The following is a 17,047-nucleotide window of genomic DNA, read 5'->3' as shown; positions in this document are numbered from 1 at the left end:
AAGGGGGCCGATTAACCGGCCTTCTGGATTTCCACCGAATGTGGATAGGGGATCGAGATACCGTTCTTGTCGAACGCCTCTTTCACGGCCTTTGTCATCTCGAACTTGATGTCCCAGTAATCGGCGGCATCGCACCAAAGCCGCGCGGTCAAATCGACGCTGCTGTCGCCCAGATTGGTGACGCGCGCCCAAGGTGCCGGATCGTCGTGAACGCGGCTATCGGCGCGGGCCAGATCAAGGATCAGGTTCAATGCCTTGTCGGCATCATCGCCATAGTCGATGCCAAAGGTCAGATCCACCCGGCGCGTAGCGTGGTGCGAAAAGTTGGTGATGATCGCGCCCCACGCCTGCCCGTTGGGCACGATGATCTGCACATTGTCGGGCGTGACCAATTCGGTGATGAACAGGTTAAGGTCTTTGACGGTGCCAGAGGTGCCACCAATATCGACATATTGACCCAGTCTGTAGGGCCGAAACAGGATCAACATGAACCCGGCAGCCAGATCGCTGAGCGTGCCTTGCAAGGCAAGGCCAATGGCCAGCGTCGCCGCGCCCAGAACCGCAACCAGTGATGTGGCTTCGATCCCGAAAATGCCCAAGACCGCGATCAGCACCACAAGCAGGATCACCCACTTGATGACGGATGCACCGAAATTGCCAAGGGTGTCGTCGATACGCGGGTTCGCATTCACCTTGCGACGGATAACGCCACTGATGATGCCAGCGATCATCCAACCGATGATCAGAACAACAAGCGCCTTGACCGCGCTTATGACGAGGGGCGCGTAAGCACCCAGTGTTTCTGTAATTGCTTCCATGAAAGCCCCCAAAGTTTAAACCAGATGACCCGGTGCCACCCCTTACCAGTTGCGCGGGTACATCGTGGGCAAACTGCCCTCTAGGTTTTTTTTGTCAAGGAATTCCCCGAACAGCGCGGCGTCAACCCGGCAGGCGGCCTTCGAGGACGTATTGCAGGATGTGCACCACCTGCTCGGGCTCGCGCGCCATGGCCAGTGCTGCGGCGTTCACTTCCTTGAGGGCATGGTCATGCTCGGGCGGTTGCAGGATGATCAGCGATTTGCCAAGAGCACTGGCATAGCCCGCGTCAAAGGCGGCGTTCCACTGTTTGTATTTGTCGCCAAAGCGCACCACGACCACATCGGCATCGGCAATGCCCTTGCGCGTGCGAATGGCGTTGACCATCGCGCCTTTGTGGTCGTGCCAATACTTGTCATCCTCGGCCCCAAGGATCGCCACGCCGCAATCGTCGCTGGCGGCATGATCGGTGACGGGGCTGTTGAACGTGACATCAAGGCCTTTGGCCCCCTCGACGATACGTTCGCGCCAATCGGTGTGAATTTCGCCGGAAAGATAAATGTTCAGTGTCATCGGATCCCCCTTGATCTGGTGATGCGGTGCAGCCTAGCCGCGTAGGCTGCCGCCGGTGGCCTTTTCGACCTTTTCCACGATTTTCTTGCTAACGGCTTCGATATCGGCCTCTTTCAGCGTTGCCTCGGTGGGTTGCAGGCGCACGGTGACAGCCAGTGATTTTTTGCCGTCGCCAAGGCTGCCGCCGATGAATTCATCGAACACCCGGACATCGTCGATCAGCGCCTTGTCGGCGCCTGCTGCGGCGTTGACCAGTGTCAGGGCTTCTACTTGCGCATCCACGACAAAGGCAAAATCACGTTCCACCGCTTGCAAATCGCGGATGTCCAGCGCGCCGCGGCTGGTGGTTTTCTTGCGCGGCAAGGGGATTTCAGCGGGGAAAAGGGTAAACGCGACAGCGGGCCCTTTCACATCCATCTGGTCCAGCACGCGGGGGTGCAATTCCCCAAAAACGCCCAGCACTTTTTTGGGGCCAAGGCAGATCCGCCCGTGACGACCGGGGTGGAACCACGCCGGCCCGTCGCGCAGGATCTGCACCTTGTCCGGTGCGCCAAGGGCGCTCAGCACCGCCTCGGCGTCGGCCTTGGCGTCGAACAGATCCACCGCGCGCGAGGCACCATGCACGTCCTTGGGGCCGGTGCGGCCAACCAATAGGCCCGTGATCTGGGGGTGCTGTTCGTCAGGGTCGCCACCGTGGAAGGCATGGCCCACTTCGAACAGGGCAAGGTTCATCGATCCGCGCGCCTGATTTCTCGCGGCGGCTTGCAACAGGCCGGGCAGCAGATCGGGGCGCATGTGGCTCATTTCTGAACTGATCGGGTTGGCCAGCATCGTGGCATCATCGCCACCGCCGAACAAGGCGGCGCTGGCCTTGTCGATGAAGCTGTAGGTCACACATTCATTATACCCAAGCGCGGCACTGGTGCGGCGAGCGATCTGTTCGCGTTTTTGCATCGGTGACAGGATGGGTTTCGGCACGCCAAGCTGCGCACGCGGCAGCGGTTTGCCAACCAGCTTGGTCAGCGATGCGATGCGCGCCACCTCTTCCACCAGATCGGCCTCGCCCATCACGTCGGGCCGCCACGTTGGAACATGTGCCATGTCGCCTTCCAGTTTGAAGCCAAGGGCGGTCAGGGTGCGGCGCTGTTCGGCCTCGGGGATGTCCATCCCCACGAGCGATTGCACGCGCGCCGGATCAAGCCGATAGGCGCGGCTGACATCGGGCACCTCACCGGCGGTGGCAACGCTTGAGGGTTCGCCGCCGCACAGATCAAGGATCATCTGGGTGGCAAGGTCCAGGGCGTCCATGTTGAACGCGGGGTCGATCCCACGTTCATTGCGATAGCGCGCGTCGGAATTGATTTTCAGGCCGCGTCCCGTGGTGGCGATCTGGATATGATCCCAAAGCGCGGCCTCAAGGAATACATTCACCGTGTCTTCGGTGGCACCGGTGGCCAGCCCGCCCATGATGCCGCCGATGTTTTCAATGCCCTGATCATCCGAGATCACCACCATGCCGGGGGCAAAGGTATATTCCTTGTCGTCCAGACCGGTCAGGGTTTCGCCGCCTTGTGTCCGATGCACACGCAAATTGCCCTGAACCTTGTCGGCATCGAACACGTGCAGCGGTCGGTTGCGGTCATAGGTGAAGAAATTGGTGATATCGACAAGCGCCGAAATCGGCCGCAGCCCGATGGCGCGCAGACGGTCCTGCAACCATTGCGGCGACGGGCCGTTCTGGACGCCGCGGATCACGCGACCGGCAAACAGCTCGCAGCCGTTGTCACGGGTATCCTCGTCGATGCTAATCGTGATCGGGCAGGGAAACTGGCCTTCGATCCGGGCTTCGGGCGCGGGTTTCATCTGGCCCAATCCCCGCGCGGCCAGATCCAGTGCAATACCGCGCACGCCCAAGGCGTCGGGGCGGTTGGGGGTAATGGCGATCTCGATCACCGGGTCCACCTTGGCGGGGTCATGGTCGGCCAGCCAATCGGTGAATTTCTGACCCACCTCGCCCGAGGGCAGTTCGATGATGCCGTCATGTTCTTCTGACAGTTCCATCTCGCGCTCCGAGCACATCATGCCATGGCTCTCGATGCCGCGGATTTTGCCCACGCCGATGGTGGTGTCGATGCCGGGCACGTAGACGCCGGGGCTGGCGATCACCACGGTGATCCCCTCGCGCGCATTCGGCGCGCCGCAAATGATCTGCGTCTCGCCTTGAGCGGTGGCCACCTGACATACCTTCAGCTTGTCGGCGTCGGGATGCTTTTCCGCCTTCACGACCTTGCCGATGGTAAACTCCGACAGGCGGTCGGCAGGGTCAAAGATATCTTCGACCTCAAGCCCAAGATCGGTCAGCGTCTCGGCAATCTCGGCCACGCTGGCCTTGGTCTCAAGATGGTCTTTCAGCCACGACAGGGTGAATTTCATCAGATGTCATCCAAGCAAAAACTACGGTTGATCTCGCGTTTAGCCCATCTGTCGCACAGGGAAAACCCCGCAGCGCGTGGCAATCGTGCCCAGCTTCATTGTTCCCAAAATACTCAGGGCGCGCGCTCAGTCGTCGTTGCGGATGATGTCGGGCACGCCAAGGCGGTTGATCAGGCGATTGGTTTCACGTTCGACCAGCCCGATATTGCTGTCGCGCACCGTCGGCAGCAATGCGCGGGCGCGCCGGACCTCGGCGTAATCGACCTCGGCTGTGATCAGCTCGGGCTCTTGCCCGGCGATGGCCAGCGGGTGGCCGAATGGATCCAGAATGCGCGATCCGCCCCAGAAATTCAGATCAAGTTCCGGGCCGACCCGGTTCACCATGACCGACGGCGCGCCATACATCATCGAATAAAAATGCATCGTCGCGGTCCAGCCCGACGGGTTGTCGAACGCGTCGCCCACGGCTTCGACCCCGGAACTGATCGGCGCAACCAGCAGTGTTGCGCCATGCAGAAACGCCAGATGCGTCAGCGCCGGGTTCCACAGATCGGCGCAGATCAACAGACCCAGCCGCCAATCGGCGTCAACCTCGTGGGTGTCCACAAACCGGCCCTGCGCGTAGTATTTGGTTTCGATCAGCTTGCCGTAGGAGGGCAGGTTGATCTTGCGGTGGATATAAACCAGCTTGCCGTTCTTGTAGACGCCCGCGGCGTTGTAGAACTGCGCGCCGGGGCCTTCCTCGATAAAGCCGATGATCAAGATCATGTCGCCTGCGGCGCGGGACAGCTCAAGCAGGCGGGCATCGCGGCTGTTCATGGTCACGTCCAACAGGGTTTCCGCGCCGTAATGGCCCACCAAGGACAGTTCAGGAAAGACCAGCAGATCGGCCTTTTGCGCCTTGGCCGCGTCCACCCACTTGTGATGTTCGGCGAAATTTGCGTCCAGATCGCCGATGGCACTGGCAAACTGGGCGGCGGCGATGATCAGGCTGCGGGGCATGGGCGGGCGTGTCCTGTGATATGGTTGCACAGGCAAAGCATGGCACGCGGGGTGGCGTCAATCGTGGGCGTTTTCTTGAAAAGAAAACGGGGCGGAATTTTTAAAAAATTCCGCTCTGACGTCGCTGACGGGTTGCATCCTCATGCGCGGATTCAAGGCCGAAGGCCGCCGCGCATCGCCGACGCGCCCCCACGCGGCGGCGATTTGGCTGATGTCGCGCTATGCGACATCGGTTGTCGGATTTGGCTAAGATAAAACGCACTATAGACACGTTGCACCGCCACCGCGCGCGTCGTCGATACGCGTCACCGCGATAACCCACCCCGCACCGTTGGCACGTCCAGCGAGGCAAAGCCGTAATGCCGTAGCCAGCGCAGGTCGGAATCGAAAAACGCCCGCAGGTCGGGGATGCCGTATTTAAGCATCGCGATCCGGTCGATCCCCATGCCAAAGGCAAAGCCTTGCCACGCCGCCGGGTCGATATTGCCTGCCATCAGCACCTTGGGATGCACCATGCCGCTGCCCAGAATCTCAAGCCAGTCGTCGCCTTCGCCAACTTTCAGTGTGCCACCTTCCCAACTACAGCGGATATCGACCTCGGCCGAGGGTTCGGTGAACGGGAAATGCGAGGCGCGGAAGCGCAGGTCGACGCCATCCACCTCGAAAAAGGCTTTGACGAACTCCTCCAGCACCCATTTCAGGTTGGCCATTGAGATGTCTTTATCAATCGCCAGCCCTTCGACCTGATGGAACATCGGGGTGTGGGTCTGGTCATAATCGGCGCGGTAGACGCGGCCGGGGCAGATCACGCGCAGCGGCGCGCCCTGCAACTCCATCGAACGGATCTGAACCGGGCTGGTATGGGTGCGCAGCACATGCGGCGGGCGGTCATCGCCTTCGGCGCGGTGCATGTAGAACGTATCCATTTCCGCCCGTGCGGGGTGATGGCCGGGAATGTTGAGCGCATCGAAATTATGCCAATCGCTTTCCACCTGCGGGCCTTCGGCCACGGCAAAGCCCATATCGGCGAAAATCGCTGTGACTTCTTCGGTCACTTGGCTGACCGGGTGGATCGTGCCGCTGCGACCGGGGCGCGCGGGCAGGGTGACATCCAGCCACTCGGTGCGCAGACGCGCATCCAGCGCGGCATCGGCCAGCCCTTGTTTCTTGGCGGCCAACGCGCTGTTGATCTCATCCTTGAGCGCATTCAGCTTGGGCCCCATGACTTGCCGTTCTTCCGGTGTCATCTTGCCCAGTTCGCGCATTTTCAGGCTGATTTCGCCCTTTTTGCCGACGGCATGCACGCGCAGGTCTTCCAGCGCGGCCTCGTCCCCGGCATTGGCGATTTTGGTCAGATACTTGTCTCTGAGATCGTCCATTTGTCTCACCCGTTTGACGTTACGGGCGGGTTACAGCGCTTGGGGCCGTAGCGCAAGGGACAGGCGGCATGTGATGCCGCGGGTCACCGCTGTTTGGCGTTGCGCACTTCGGTGTCATGCGCGGCCAAAAGGCGGCGGGCCTTGGGGCTGATAATGGTCATAACGGGTTTTTCGTGTAATCTTTGCATGATTTGGTCCTCTGATACGCTGGTGCGGGATATGCGCGCTGACCACATCAGGTTACATGGCAACCATGCTTGAAACTTGGCAAGCCCGGGGCATTTTCGGGCCAGTTTGGGACACGTAAAAACGCCGCCAGCTTTGGGCTGACGGCGTTTTATTTTTGTCCCTCGGACGCGGCTGGCTTATTGAGCCAAAGCGCCTTTCGCTTGATCGACGATGGCCCCGAATGCTGCGGGCTCGCGAACGGCCAGATCGGCCAGAACCTTGCGGTCCACTTCGATACCAGCCAGTGCCAGACCGTTAATGAAGCGCGAATAGGTCAGCGCTTCGTCGTGGGCGCGCACGGCGGCGTTGATCCGCTGGATCCACAGCGAGCGGAAATTACGCTTGCGATTCTTACGATCGCGTGTGGCGTATTGGTTGGCCTTGTCGACGGCCTGTGTGGCCACCTTAAAGGTATTTTTACGACGACCGTAATAGCCTTTGGCAGCTTTTACGACTTTCTTGTGACGGGCGTGAGTGACGGTTCCACCTTTGACGCGTGACATGATTCAGGTCTCCTTGGCCTTAGCGGGAATAGGGCATCATCGGGCGGACGATCTTGGCGTCTGCCTCGGACATGACCGTGGTGCCACGGGCGTCACGGATGAATTTGGTGGTGCGTTTGATCATGCCGTGGCGTTTGCCCGCCTGTCCGCATTTGATCTTTCCGCTGGCCGTCACTTTGAACCGCTTCTTGCAGCTCGACTTGGTCTTCATCTTGGGCATTTTCCGGCTCCTCTTTCGGTCGGTTGAACGTGCGACTCGGCATGCCACGTAAGCCGGACGCACGGGAATAAGCGCGGTCTATACGCCGAAGGTGTCTTTTGTGCAAGGGGGTGATCGTGTCATCGGGGGCACAAAAGCGCTACCGCGTCGGCGCCCCGATCAGGGTATGAAACGGGCAACCACACGCACGAAGACGTCGGGGATTTCAATCAAGGAATATCCGCCTGGCTTTTGCGTGATCGCCCAAACCACAAGCGCCCCGCCCGCAATAATCACGACCGATGCAACGCGCGGTGTGTGCCCCTCACTAAAGGCGGACATAATGGATGGGATCGACAAAATAACCAGCACAAGCCCGATAATAAGCGTTAGATCAGAATCCATATGGCCCTCCCGGGCAGATAAACTGGCAACCTGCGCCAGATTAGCCCGGTTCGCTGGAATAAATCAAACTTTCCTGACAGGGCGCGACCCGCAGGATGTTCGTGGTGCCCGGCACGTTGAACGGAACGCCCGCGGTGACCACGATCTGATCCAGCGGTTCGGCATAGCCTTGTTCGCGCGCGGCGCGCGCGGCGCTGAGAACCGCCTGCTTGAAGCGCTCCAGTTCGCCGGTCATGACGCAGTGCACCCCCCAAGTCAGCGCAAGGCGACGTGCTGTGCCGCGCAGGTTGGTCATGGCGATGATCGGCACGCTCGGCCGTTCGCGGGCCGTCAGCAACGCGGTTGTGCCCGACTGCGTGAAGCAGCAAATCGCCTTGATGTTTGCGGTTTCCGCAATCTCGCGCGCCGCCGCAACAATTCCGTCGGCGACAGTTGTGCGGTCGGCGCGGCGTGACGCCTCGATCACTTCGCGATAGGTCGGGTCATCTTCGACCTCGCGGGCGACATTGTCCATCGTTGTCACCGCCTCGACCGGGTAATCACCTGCAGCGGATTCCGCCGACAACATGATGGCGTCTGACCCCTCGTAGATTGCGGTGGCCACGTCGCTGACCTCGGCACGGGTGGGCATCGGGCTTTCGATCATCGATTCCAGCATCTGCGTGGCCACGATCACCGGCTTGGCGGCTGCGCGGCATTTACGCACCAGACGTTTTTGGATGGGCGGCACGTTTTGCACCGGCAGTTCCACGCCCAGATCGCCACGCGCCACCATGATCCCGTCCGAGGCGTCGAGAATCGCGTCAAATCCTTTGACCGCCGAAGGCTTCTCGATCTTGGACAGGATGGCGGCGCGACCGGCCACCAGTTCGCGCGCTTCGGTCACGTCTTCGGCGCGCTGAACAAAGCTGAGCGCCAACCAATCGACCCCAAGATCGCAGACAAATTCCAGATCCTTGCGGTCTTTGTCACTGAGCGCTGCCAAGGGAAGCACCACGTCCGGCACGTTGACGCCCTTGCGGTTCGAGATGGTGCCGCCGGTGATGACCTCGGTCATGGCGAAATCAGCGCCGCAGTCGGTGACTTTAAGGCGGATTTTGCCATCGTTGACCAGCAAGCCTGCGCCCGGTTCGAGCGCGGCAAAAATCTCGGGGTGGGGCAGGCAGACGCGGGTGGCATCGCCTTCGGCCTTATCTAGGTCCAGCCGGAACGCGGCGCCTTCCTTTAGCTCTTCCTCGCCATTGGCGAACACACCAACGCGCAGCTTGGGGCCTTGCAAATCGGCCAGAATGGAAATCGGGCTGTCCAGCTCTTCCTCGATCTGCCGAATGATCCGGTGCTTTTCCGCGATTTCTTCGTGGATGCCGTGGCTCATGTTCAGGCGAAACACATCTGCGCCCGCCTCGTGCAGGGCACGGATGGTGTCGTAATCCGATGATGCCGGGCCCAATGTGGCCACGATCTTGACGTTGCGATGGCGTCTCATTCGGTGTCTTTCCTGTCTTGTGTTCTGCCCCGTTTCGTTTGCCGGGGCGTCGGTGTCAATGGCCACAAAGGTGGCATGTCAGCGAGATTATTGGAAAATGTTATCGCTAACATCAATATTCCCGTTCTTATACCCAATTCACTTCCGCGTTCAACTGTCCTAGAGGGTGATCAAAGGACATGACAGGCGCATGACATACCAACCCTACCATATCGAAGGGGCCGATCGCCCCGCCCGTTGGCTGATCACCTGCGATCACGCCACGAACACCGTGCCCGATTTTGTGAACGGGGGGACTTTGGGCCTGAAGCCTGTCGATATGGCCCGGCACATTGCCTATGATGTCGGCGCTGCGGGGTTGGCTCGGGCCTTGGCGCATCATCTGAACGCGCCGGCGATCTTGTCGAATTTTTCGCGCCTCGTGATCGACCCGAACCGGGGTGAAGATGACCCGACCCTGCTGATGCGGCTTTATGACGGCACGATCATTCCCGGCAATCGCCATGCAAGTGACGCTGACCTGCAACTGCGGCTGAACCGCTGTTATCGCCCCTATCATACGGCCTTGGCGGAATTGGCGGCGCGCCGTGCGGATACGATTATCGTGTCGGTTCACAGCTTCACACCGCAATTGCAGGGCCGTCCGCCGCGCCCTTGGCATGTGGGCGTGTTGCATGCTGCTGACACGCGGCTGACTGACCCATTGGTTGAGGTGCTGCGCGACCAGCAGGATTTATGCGTCGGGGTGAACGAGCCTTATGGCGGCCATTTGCCCTGCGATGCCATTGCCCGCCACGCCATTGCCTATGAGCGGCCCAATGTGTTGCTGGAATTGCGCAACGATCTGATCCGCGACACAGATGATCAAACCGCATGGGGGACACGGCTTGCGCCCTTGCTGGAACAGGCCGCTGCGAGGGCGGGGGTCTAACGCCCTTGATCTCACGCGCCTGCCGCCGCACCTTGGAATCAGCTTAACATCTTGGAGGATATAATGGACGACCAGACCCGGATCGAGCTTGAGGCTGCGGCCTTTCGCACCCTGCGTGAGCACCTGATGGAAAAGCGCGCGGATGTGCAGAATATCGACCTGATGAACCTTGGCGGCTTTTGCCGCAACTGCCTGTCACGTTGGTATCAAGAAGCGGCCAATGAACGCGGCATCGACATGACCAAAGACGAGGCGCGCGAGATTTTCTACGGCATGCCGTATGACGATTGGAAGGCCAAACACCAGACCGAGGCCAGCGACGAAAAGCAGGCCGAGTTCACACAGGCCTTTGCCGAAAACGTGGGCGACAAGGCCTAAAGCGCATTTACAGCACGGCACACCGGGCCGTGCATGTCAGGGCTGAGGGTCTTCGGGCCCGAGCAACACCGCGCGCGACTGCGACGCGAATTCGCGTCGCAGCAGCACAAGGCATGTAAAGGCCACGGCGGCGATCAATGCGCCTGCGCCCAACAGCCAAACCGTGGTTGTCAAAGCGAAATACACCGACCGCAAGCCCCGGTTAAACCCGCGGGCAGCCGTAATGTTGATTTCGCCTGCCTTGCTGGCGCGGATTGAGCTTAAGGGATTGTCAGCCTCGTTCGGAACGGCGGCCATCAGGACCGTGCAGTAGCCGAACAAACGTGTTGACCAAACAAATTTCAGAAACCCGTTGGCTAAAAAGATAAGCAACACCATGACTTTGATTTCCCACACGACTGTCGGGTCTGTCCCAAGCGTCAGGTCTTCGGCGACACCGATGAACCGCTCCATGTTGCCAAACAAGGCCAGACAGCCACCAATCGCGATCATGGTGGCAGAGGCAAAGAATGATGTGCTTTGCCGTAGCGTTGCAAGGATTTGCGCATCGAAAATGCGCGGTTGACGGGTGACCATTTGCACCATCCAGTCACGCCGGTATTGTGCCATCAAAACCGAAACAGAGGGTCGTGTTCTGGGCGGGTTTTCGATAAGGTAACCTATGATCATCCAGCTGCCGAACAATAAGGCAACGGCTGCATAGTCCCATGTTGAAAACAGTCGAAGGCGATCAATCCAATCCATGCCGAAACGATACCGCGCGAAAGTATAACTTGCCAGAGTGTGAAATTGGTTATATTTTATTACCAATAGGAGGGTCCGTTATGGAAATGCCACGCCCCAACCCGCAGATTCTGGCCCGAAAGTCAGAGTTGATCGCCCGTTTGTCCAAGGTTTTGCCGTCCGATGCCGTGATTTCGGACCCGGTCGAGACTAGAGCCTATGAATGTGATGCCTTGACCGCCTACAAATGCCCGCCTTTGGCCGCTGTTCTGCCGTCCTCGACCCAAGAGGTGTCGGATGTCTTGCGTATTTGCCACGACATGGGCGTTCCTGTGGTGCCGCGTGGGTCGGGTACATCCTTGGCCGGGGGCGCGCTGCCGACCGAGGACAGCGTCATTCTTGGCGTCGCGCGGCTGAACGAGGTTTTGGACACAGATTACGACAATCGGTTTATCCGCGTTCAATCGGGGCGCACCAACCTGTCGGTCACCGGGGCCGTGGAACAAGACGGTTTTTTCTACGCGCCCGACCCGTCCAGCCAATTGGCCTGCGCCATTGCGGGCAATATCGCGATGAATTCGGGCGGGGCGCATTGTCTGAAATATGGCGTGACCACCAACAACCTCTTGGGCGTGACCATGGTGCTGATGGATGGCACGGTGATCGAATTGGGCGGCGCACATCTGGACGCCGCCGGGTATGACCTGCTGGGCCTGATCTGTGGCTCGGAAGGGCAGCTTGGCGTCGTGACCGAAGCGACCCTGCGCATCCTGCACAAACCCGAAGGCGCGCGGCCCGTTTTGATGGGCTTTGACAGCAATGAGGTTGCAGGACAATGCGTGTCCGACATCATCAAGGCAGGCGTGCTGCCGGTGGCGATCGAATTCATGGATCGCCCTTGCATCCGCGCCTGCGAGGCATTTGCCAAAGCCGGGTATCCCGATTGCGAGGCGTTGCTGATTGTCGAGGTCGAGGGATCGGACGCCGAGATTGACGAGCAGCTTGAGACGATCATGCAGATCGCACAAAGCCACAACCCGGTGGAACTGCGCCAGAGCACATCCGCCGAGGAAAGCGCGAAAATATGGCTGGGCCGGAAATCGGCCTTTGGGGCCATGGGCCAGATCAATGACTACATGTGCCTTGATGGCACGATTCCGGTGAATGAATTGCCGTTTGTCCTCAAGCGGATCGGCGAGATGTCAGCCGAATTCGGGCTGGACGTGGCCAACGTTTTTCATGCCGGCGATGGCAACATGCATCCGCTGATCCTGTTCGACGCGAACAAGCCCGGCGATCTTGAGCGCTGCGAAGCCTTGGGCGCAGAAATTCTGAAGCTTTGTGTCGAGGTGGGTGGCTGCCTGACCGGCGAACACGGGGTGGGTATCGAAAAACGCGATCTGATGGTTGACCAATACGCGCCGGAAGACTTGGGGATACAAATGGCCGTGAAGGATGTGTTCGACCCCAACTGGTTGCTGAACCCGGCCAAGGTCTTCCCGCTGGCGGCCAGTGAACCCCACCGGATTGCTGCAGAATAGGGGGCGCTGCCCCCGTCGCCGCAAGCGGCGACTCCCCCGGAGTATTTTTGGAACAATGAACATGCTGACACCCCAGACCGAGGCCGAACTGGCCGCAATCGTGGCCAAGGCCGAGGGGCCGTTTCGCGTGCAAGGTGGCGGCACACGGCCGATTGGTGCGGCATCCAACGCAACTGTGCTGACAACCCGGGCGCTCGCGGGTGTCGAACTGTATGAGCCCGGCGCGCTGACGCTGGTGGTCAAGGCGGGCACGCCGCTGTCTGAGGTTGAGGCATTGCTAACCGCTGAAGGCCAGCGCCTGCCGTTTGAGCCGATGGATCACCGTGGAATGCTGGGCACAACCGGCACGCCGACCATAGGTGGCGTGTTCGCGGCCAATGTTTCGGGGCCACGCCGTATTCAGGCAGGGGCGGCGCGCGATTACCTGCTTGGCGTGCGCTTTGTCGATGGGCGGGGCAAGGTTTTGCGCAACGGCGGGCGGGTGATGAAAAACGTGACCGGCTATGATCTGGTCAAGCTGATGGCGGGCAGTTTCGGCACGCTTGGTGTTTTGACCGAAGTGGCGTTGAAGGTTTTGCCCGATACGGCCACGACAGCAACGCTGACCTTGCCGGGATTGGATGATGTGACGGCGGTCAAGGCGCTGTCGCGTGCGCTTGGCTCGCCGTTCGAGGTGACGGGCGCAGCGCATAGGCCACATGGGCCGGACAGTCAGCCGCAAACCTTGTTGCGGCTGGAAGGATCAGAAAAATCCGTTGCTTATCGCGCGTCCGAGCTGGCCAAAATCCTGGCACCCTTTGGCACGTTGGATATTATGCACGATACCGCAAGCAGCCTGAAAATATGGCGTGATATCCGCGATGTCGCCCCGTTTCAGGTGGCTGACGGTGATGTCTGGCGGCTGTCGGTCAAGCCGTCGGATGCGCCGGGTGTGGTGGCGCAAATCCCCAGGGCGCAGGCATTGTATGATTGGGGGGGTGGGCTGATCTGGCTGCTGGTGCCGCCCGGCACTGCCGCGGATCGGGTGCGCGCGCCATTGGCCACTGTGGCGGGGCATGCCACGATGATCCGTGGGGCGGATGCCGGCCCGGCCTTTCATCCTTTGGATCCGACCGTCCAATCCTTGCACCACGCCCTGCGGCAAAAGTTTGATCCCCGCGGGTTGTTCAACCCCAGCCTGATGGGGCAAGCCGCATGACGTTGCTTGCTATGTTTGTTGTGGTCTTTCTGGCCGGGCCATTCGTGTTCTGGATTTTGGCGCGGCGCGCTCCGTCACGGGCCAATGTCACCGGCTTGTGGGTCATCGCGGCGGTGGCGCTTATGTTGGCATTCGCGGTGCGGTGGAGTGGGTTTTGGGCCTATGGCGTGCCGCCTGAGGTCTTGGCGCTGGTGGGCTTGTGGCTGGCGTGGATCGCGGTTCTGGCGCTTTGTGCGCTTGCGGTGCGCGCGCGGGTCCAGTCGCCGTTGATTGTCAGGTGGACCGGCGCGGTCGGTGCCATGGCCACCACCTTGCCCTGGTTCGGGCTATACGCAGCACAAATGATGAGCGAGTGAATGAAAACCGAGTTTACAGCACAGCAGTTGACCGACCCGGGCATCCAACGCTCGAACGAGATTTTGCGCAATTGCGTGCATTGTGGGTTCTGCACGGCGACATGCCCCACCTATCAGGTGTTGGGCGATGAATTGGACAGCCCGCGTGGCCGCATCTACCTGATCAAGGATATGCTGGAAAATGACAGGGTGCCCGACGCAAAGACCGTCAAGCATATCGACCGCTGCCTGTCGTGCTTGGCGTGCATGACAACCTGTCCTTCGGGGGTGCATTATATGCATCTGGTTGATCATGCCCGCGACTACATTGAACAGCGTTACAAACGACCCTTGGGGGATCGCGCCCTGAGGTGGATCTTGTCCAAGATTCTGCCCTATCCGGGGCGGTTTCGGCTGGCCCTGCTGGGGGCCAAAATGGGCCGCCCTCTGGCGCGGTTCATGCCTGATCCGCGCCTTCGAGCGATGCTGGAAATGGCGCCCAAGCAGGTGCCCCCGGTCAGCCGCAATGACGACCCGCAAACATTTCAACCGCACGGCACGCGTAAGATGCGCGTGGCGCTGATGACAGGCTGTGCGCAAAAGGCGCTGAACACCGACATCAACGATGCCACCCTTCGCCTGCTGACCCGGTTGGGCTGTGAGGTGGTCGTGGCCCAAGGGGCGGGCTGTTGTGGGGCGCTGACGCATCACATGGGCAAAACCGATGAAAGCCACCGCACGGCGGCGCACAACATTCGCGCATGGTATGATGAAATGCAGAGCGAGGGGTTGGACGCCATCGTGATCAACACCAGCGGCTGTGGCACCACTGTCAAGGATTACGGCCATATGTTCCGCAATGAAGCGCTGGCCGAACAGGCAGCTGCGGTGTCGAACATTGCCATGGATGTCAGCGAAGTGCTGATGCGGCTGGACCTGCCCGAAGGGGAGGCCAAGGACGAAACCATTGCCTATCACGCGGCTTGTTCGTTGCAGCATGGCCAGCAAATCAAGACCTATCCCAAGGATCTGCTAAAGCGCGCCGGGTTTCGTGTGGTTGAACCCGCCGATAGCCACCTGTGTTGCGGCTCGGCTGGCACATATAACCTGATGCAGCCGGAAATTTCCGGCAAGCTGAAGGCGCGCAAGGTGCGCACGCTTGAGGCCAAGAGCCCTGATATTATCGCGGCGGGCAACATCGGATGCATGATGCAAATCGGGTCCGGCACCGGGGTGCCGGTGGTGCATACGGTCGAACTGCTGGATTGGGCGACCGGCGGCCCGGTGCCGCCCGCGATGCGCGCGGACCGCAATGCCGGGCCGCAAGTGCCCAACCTGCGCAATGCGCCCTAATTTGGCCCCAAACCGCTGCTATGGCCAATGGCAAACGCCGGAGGGGCTATGCTAAAACGTCTGATGTTGATCATTGCCATGTGCATGGCAGGCCAAGCCATGGCGCAGGATACGATTTTGCAGCGTTTGGATACCGGTGACGAGGGTCGCGCGTGGGAGGCTGTGGGCCGTCTTGATTTGGCGGGTCGCGGATTTTGCACCGGGGCTTTGATCGCGCCGGATTTGGTGCTGACCGCCGCGCATTGTCTGTTTGATCGCGAAACCGGCGCGCGCTTGGATCATGAAAAGATCGAATTTCTGGCCGGTTGGCGCAATGGTCGGGCCTCGGCCTATCGCTGGGTGCGCCGGGCCGTGGTGCATCCCGATTATCGTTTTGATCGCAAGCTGCCCGCCGATCGTGTGCGCAACGATTTGGCGGTATTGAAACTGCATCACCCGGTCCGCAATACGCGGATCATCCCTTTTGCAACCGACCGCCACCCACGCCAAGGCCAGCAGATCGGCGTTGTCAGCTATGCGCGCGGGCGTGCAGATGCGCCCTCGTTGGAGCAGATGTGCGATGTGATGGAACGGCGTGAAGGGGTGTTGATCACCTCATGCGATGTGGATTTCGGGGCCTCGGGGGCGCCGATGTTCAGCTTTGATACGGGCGTGCCGCGTGTCGTGTCGGTGGTGTCGGCCATGGCGGATATGGACGGGCGCAAGGTGTCGCTTGGCACGCAGTTGGAAGGCCCGTTGCAAGTGTTGATGGCCGCCTATGAACAGGCTGCGGGCGAAGGCGGGGCGCGGCGTATGTTCTCCACCGGGACGGACCGCGCCACAGGCGCAAAATTCGGCAAGCCGTGATGCGGTGCCCGACGCCGGCGAAATGCGCCCGCATCTAAGTGGCCATCAAAGCCCTTGAAAACCTCTGGCAGCGGTCACAAATCTGCCCTGTCCGGCGCCGCCATTGTGGGCCGGACATGGACCGCCTGTCCCTTTGGGAAGGCGAAACATCAGGTATCGCTCAATGGAGGATGACCAATGCGTAACTTTGATCTCGCGCCCTTGTACCGGGCCACTGTCGGGTTTGACCAGATTGCTGACATGATGGATCGTGTTCTGTCCAGCGACATGGGCCAGCCAACCTATCCGCCTTATAATATCGAAAAAACCGCCGATGATGCCTATCGGATTTCAATCGCCGTCGCGGGCTTTGCTGATAGCGACCTGTCGGTTGAGGTGAAAGACGGCGCGCTGATCGTGTCGGCCCGAAAGGCCGACGAGGACGAACAGCGCACCTATCTGCACCGCGGAATTGCCACCCGCGCGTTCGAGCGCAAGTTTCAACTGGCCGATCACGTCAAGGTAACCGGCGCCAGCCATGCCGACGGCATGCTGCATATTGATCTTATGCGCGAAGTGCCCGAGGCCTTGAAGCCCCGCCGGATCGAAATCGCCAGCGGCAACAGCGTTGAAAAAGACGTGGTCGAGGGGCAAGCGGTCAACTAGAGCGTGTCGCGTTTAATCGGTTTTGTATCCTGCTGCCTTGAAGAAGTTGTAGCATTCCTCGTCGGTGAAGAGG

Annotated in this window: 18 protein-coding genes; 8 read left to right on the top strand and 10 right to left on the bottom strand. The window is 60.2% G+C overall.

The window, feature by feature from the left end; all coding sequences use genetic code 11:
• Positions 1–11: 11 nt before the first annotated feature.
• The 9 genes from HAT86_RS13315 to pyk all read right to left on the bottom strand — a co-directional run bounded on the left by HAT86_RS13315 (position 12) and on the right by pyk (position 9,024).
• Positions 12–818 carry a mechanosensitive ion channel family protein gene (locus tag HAT86_RS13315; RefSeq protein ID WP_167198667.1) on the bottom strand — a complete coding sequence of 269 codons (807 nt, stop codon included), beginning with the start codon at positions 816–818 and terminating at the stop codon, positions 12–14.
• A gap of 121 nt (positions 819–939) precedes the next feature.
• Positions 940–1,389, bottom strand: coding sequence for a YtoQ family protein (locus HAT86_RS13310; protein ID WP_167198664.1), 450 nt, complete (start codon positions 1,387–1,389; stop codon positions 940–942).
• A 33-nt stretch (positions 1,390–1,422) separates the two neighbouring features.
• Positions 1,423–3,822, bottom strand: coding sequence for a phenylalanine--tRNA ligase subunit beta (gene pheT, locus HAT86_RS13305; RefSeq protein ID WP_167198661.1), 2,400 nt, complete (start codon positions 3,820–3,822; stop codon positions 1,423–1,425).
• 126 nt (positions 3,823–3,948) lie between these two features.
• Entirely contained in the window at positions 3,949–4,824 is an 876-nt protein-coding gene (locus HAT86_RS13300) for a nitrilase-related carbon-nitrogen hydrolase (protein WP_167198658.1), read from the bottom strand.
• A 305-nt stretch (positions 4,825–5,129) separates the two neighbouring features.
• Positions 5,130–6,203: a phenylalanine--tRNA ligase subunit alpha gene (gene pheS / locus HAT86_RS13295; protein WP_167198655.1), complete on the bottom strand. Its 1,074-nt coding sequence runs from the start codon at positions 6,201–6,203 to the stop codon at positions 5,130–5,132.
• Between the two features lie 365 nt (positions 6,204–6,568).
• Complete coding sequence (gene rplT / locus HAT86_RS13290) at positions 6,569–6,934, bottom strand: 50S ribosomal protein L20 (protein ID WP_167198652.1); 366 nt, start codon at positions 6,932–6,934, stop codon at positions 6,569–6,571.
• 19 nt (positions 6,935–6,953) lie between these two features.
• Positions 6,954–7,154, bottom strand: coding sequence for a 50S ribosomal protein L35 (rpmI, locus tag HAT86_RS13285; protein WP_085819014.1), 201 nt, complete (start codon positions 7,152–7,154; stop codon positions 6,954–6,956).
• Between the two features lie 159 nt (positions 7,155–7,313).
• Entirely contained in the window at positions 7,314–7,538 is a 225-nt protein-coding gene (locus HAT86_RS13280; RefSeq protein ID WP_167198648.1) for a hypothetical protein, read from the bottom strand.
• 40 nt (positions 7,539–7,578) lie between these two features.
• The gene (gene pyk, locus HAT86_RS13275) at positions 7,579–9,024 is read right to left on the bottom strand and encodes a pyruvate kinase (protein WP_167198645.1); all 1,446 of its coding nucleotides are present in this window, start codon (positions 9,022–9,024) and stop codon (positions 7,579–7,581) included.
• Between the two features lie 190 nt (positions 9,025–9,214).
• Here pyk and HAT86_RS13270 point away from each other — a divergent pair, with 190 nt between their 5' ends.
• Positions 9,215–9,955, top strand: coding sequence for an N-formylglutamate amidohydrolase (locus HAT86_RS13270; RefSeq protein ID WP_167198642.1), 741 nt, complete (start codon positions 9,215–9,217; stop codon positions 9,953–9,955).
• A 63-nt stretch (positions 9,956–10,018) separates the two neighbouring features.
• Positions 10,019–10,333, top strand: a complete 315-nt coding sequence (locus tag HAT86_RS13265) for a DUF1244 domain-containing protein (protein ID WP_167198639.1) — start codon at positions 10,019–10,021, stop codon at positions 10,331–10,333.
• 36 nt (positions 10,334–10,369) lie between these two features.
• Here HAT86_RS13265 and HAT86_RS13260 read toward each other — a convergent pair whose 3' ends face one another.
• The gene (locus HAT86_RS13260) at positions 10,370–11,077 is read right to left on the bottom strand and encodes a DUF599 domain-containing protein (RefSeq protein WP_167198635.1); all 708 of its coding nucleotides are present in this window, start codon (positions 11,075–11,077) and stop codon (positions 10,370–10,372) included.
• A gap of 80 nt (positions 11,078–11,157) precedes the next feature.
• On the opposite strand from HAT86_RS13260, the gene HAT86_RS13255 reads away from it, so the two are divergent.
• From HAT86_RS13255 to HAT86_RS13230, 6 genes are all read left to right on the top strand, one after another.
• On the top strand, positions 11,158–12,597 hold the full coding sequence (locus HAT86_RS13255; protein ID WP_167198632.1) for an FAD-linked oxidase C-terminal domain-containing protein: 1,440 nt from the start codon (positions 11,158–11,160) through the stop codon (positions 12,595–12,597).
• A gap of 64 nt (positions 12,598–12,661) precedes the next feature.
• Positions 12,662–13,795, top strand: coding sequence for a glycolate oxidase subunit GlcE (gene glcE / locus HAT86_RS13250; protein WP_167198726.1), 1,134 nt, complete (start codon positions 12,662–12,664; stop codon positions 13,793–13,795).
• Positions 13,792–14,151, top strand: coding sequence for a hypothetical protein (locus tag HAT86_RS13245; protein WP_167198629.1), 360 nt, complete (start codon positions 13,792–13,794; stop codon positions 14,149–14,151). Before glcE ends, HAT86_RS13245 begins: the two co-directional genes overlap by 4 nt.
• Positions 14,152–15,483 (top strand): glycolate oxidase subunit GlcF, encoded by a 1,332-nt coding sequence (glcF, locus tag HAT86_RS13240; protein ID WP_167198626.1) that lies wholly within the window; start codon positions 14,152–14,154, stop codon positions 15,481–15,483.
• A 48-nt stretch (positions 15,484–15,531) separates the two neighbouring features.
• Positions 15,532–16,329 carry a trypsin-like serine peptidase gene (locus HAT86_RS13235; RefSeq protein WP_167198622.1) on the top strand — a complete coding sequence of 266 codons (798 nt, stop codon included), beginning with the start codon at positions 15,532–15,534 and terminating at the stop codon, positions 16,327–16,329.
• 177 nt (positions 16,330–16,506) lie between these two features.
• The gene (locus tag HAT86_RS13230; protein ID WP_167198619.1) at positions 16,507–16,974 is read left to right on the top strand and encodes an Hsp20 family protein; all 468 of its coding nucleotides are present in this window, start codon (positions 16,507–16,509) and stop codon (positions 16,972–16,974) included.
• Positions 16,975–17,047: the final 73 nt, after the last annotated feature.

Origin of the sequence: Roseovarius gahaiensis (genome assembly GCF_011601345.1) — a bacterium.
Classification (GTDB): Bacteria; Pseudomonadota; Alphaproteobacteria; order Rhodobacterales; family Rhodobacteraceae; genus Roseovarius; species Roseovarius gahaiensis.
The sequence above is the reverse complement of the archived record's forward strand: the minus strand, read 5'-3'. Positions and strand labels throughout refer to the sequence as shown.

Bases quoted from the DNA above. Each gene is read 5' to 3' on its own strand.
- pheS (WP_167198655.1), bottom strand. From the start codon at position 6,203: ATGGACGATCTCAGAGACAAGTATCTGACCAAAATCGCCAATGCCGGG.
- HAT86_RS13245 (WP_167198629.1), top strand. From the start codon at position 13,792: ATGACGTTGCTTGCTATGTTTGTTGTGGTCTTTCTGGCCGGGCCATTC.
- rplT (WP_167198652.1), bottom strand. From the start codon at position 6,934: ATGTCACGCGTCAAAGGTGGAACCGTCACTCACGCCCGTCACAAGAAA.
- HAT86_RS13235 (WP_167198622.1), top strand. From the start codon at position 15,532: ATGCTAAAACGTCTGATGTTGATCATTGCCATGTGCATGGCAGGCCAA.
- HAT86_RS13260 (WP_167198635.1), bottom strand. From the start codon at position 11,077: ATGGATTGGATTGATCGCCTTCGACTGTTTTCAACATGGGACTATGCA.
- HAT86_RS13280 (WP_167198648.1), bottom strand. From the start codon at position 7,538: ATGGATTCTGATCTAACGCTTATTATCGGGCTTGTGCTGGTTATTTTG.
- HAT86_RS13310 (WP_167198664.1), bottom strand. From the start codon at position 1,389: ATGACACTGAACATTTATCTTTCCGGCGAAATTCACACCGATTGGCGC.
- HAT86_RS13255 (WP_167198632.1), top strand. From the start codon at position 11,158: ATGGAAATGCCACGCCCCAACCCGCAGATTCTGGCCCGAAAGTCAGAG.
- HAT86_RS13230 (WP_167198619.1), top strand. From the start codon at position 16,507: ATGCGTAACTTTGATCTCGCGCCCTTGTACCGGGCCACTGTCGGGTTT.
- HAT86_RS13300 (WP_167198658.1), bottom strand. From the start codon at position 4,824: ATGCCCCGCAGCCTGATCATCGCCGCCGCCCAGTTTGCCAGTGCCATC.
- rpmI (WP_085819014.1), bottom strand. From the start codon at position 7,154: ATGCCCAAGATGAAGACCAAGTCGAGCTGCAAGAAGCGGTTCAAAGTG.
- HAT86_RS13265 (WP_167198639.1), top strand. From the start codon at position 10,019: ATGGACGACCAGACCCGGATCGAGCTTGAGGCTGCGGCCTTTCGCACC.
- glcF (WP_167198626.1), top strand. From the start codon at position 14,152: ATGAAAACCGAGTTTACAGCACAGCAGTTGACCGACCCGGGCATCCAA.
- pyk (WP_167198645.1), bottom strand. From the start codon at position 9,024: ATGAGACGCCATCGCAACGTCAAGATCGTGGCCACATTGGGCCCGGCA.
- pheT (WP_167198661.1), bottom strand. From the start codon at position 3,822: ATGAAATTCACCCTGTCGTGGCTGAAAGACCATCTTGAGACCAAGGCC.
- HAT86_RS13270 (WP_167198642.1), top strand. From the start codon at position 9,215: ATGACATACCAACCCTACCATATCGAAGGGGCCGATCGCCCCGCCCGT.
- HAT86_RS13315 (WP_167198667.1), bottom strand. From the start codon at position 818: ATGGAAGCAATTACAGAAACACTGGGTGCTTACGCGCCCCTCGTCATA.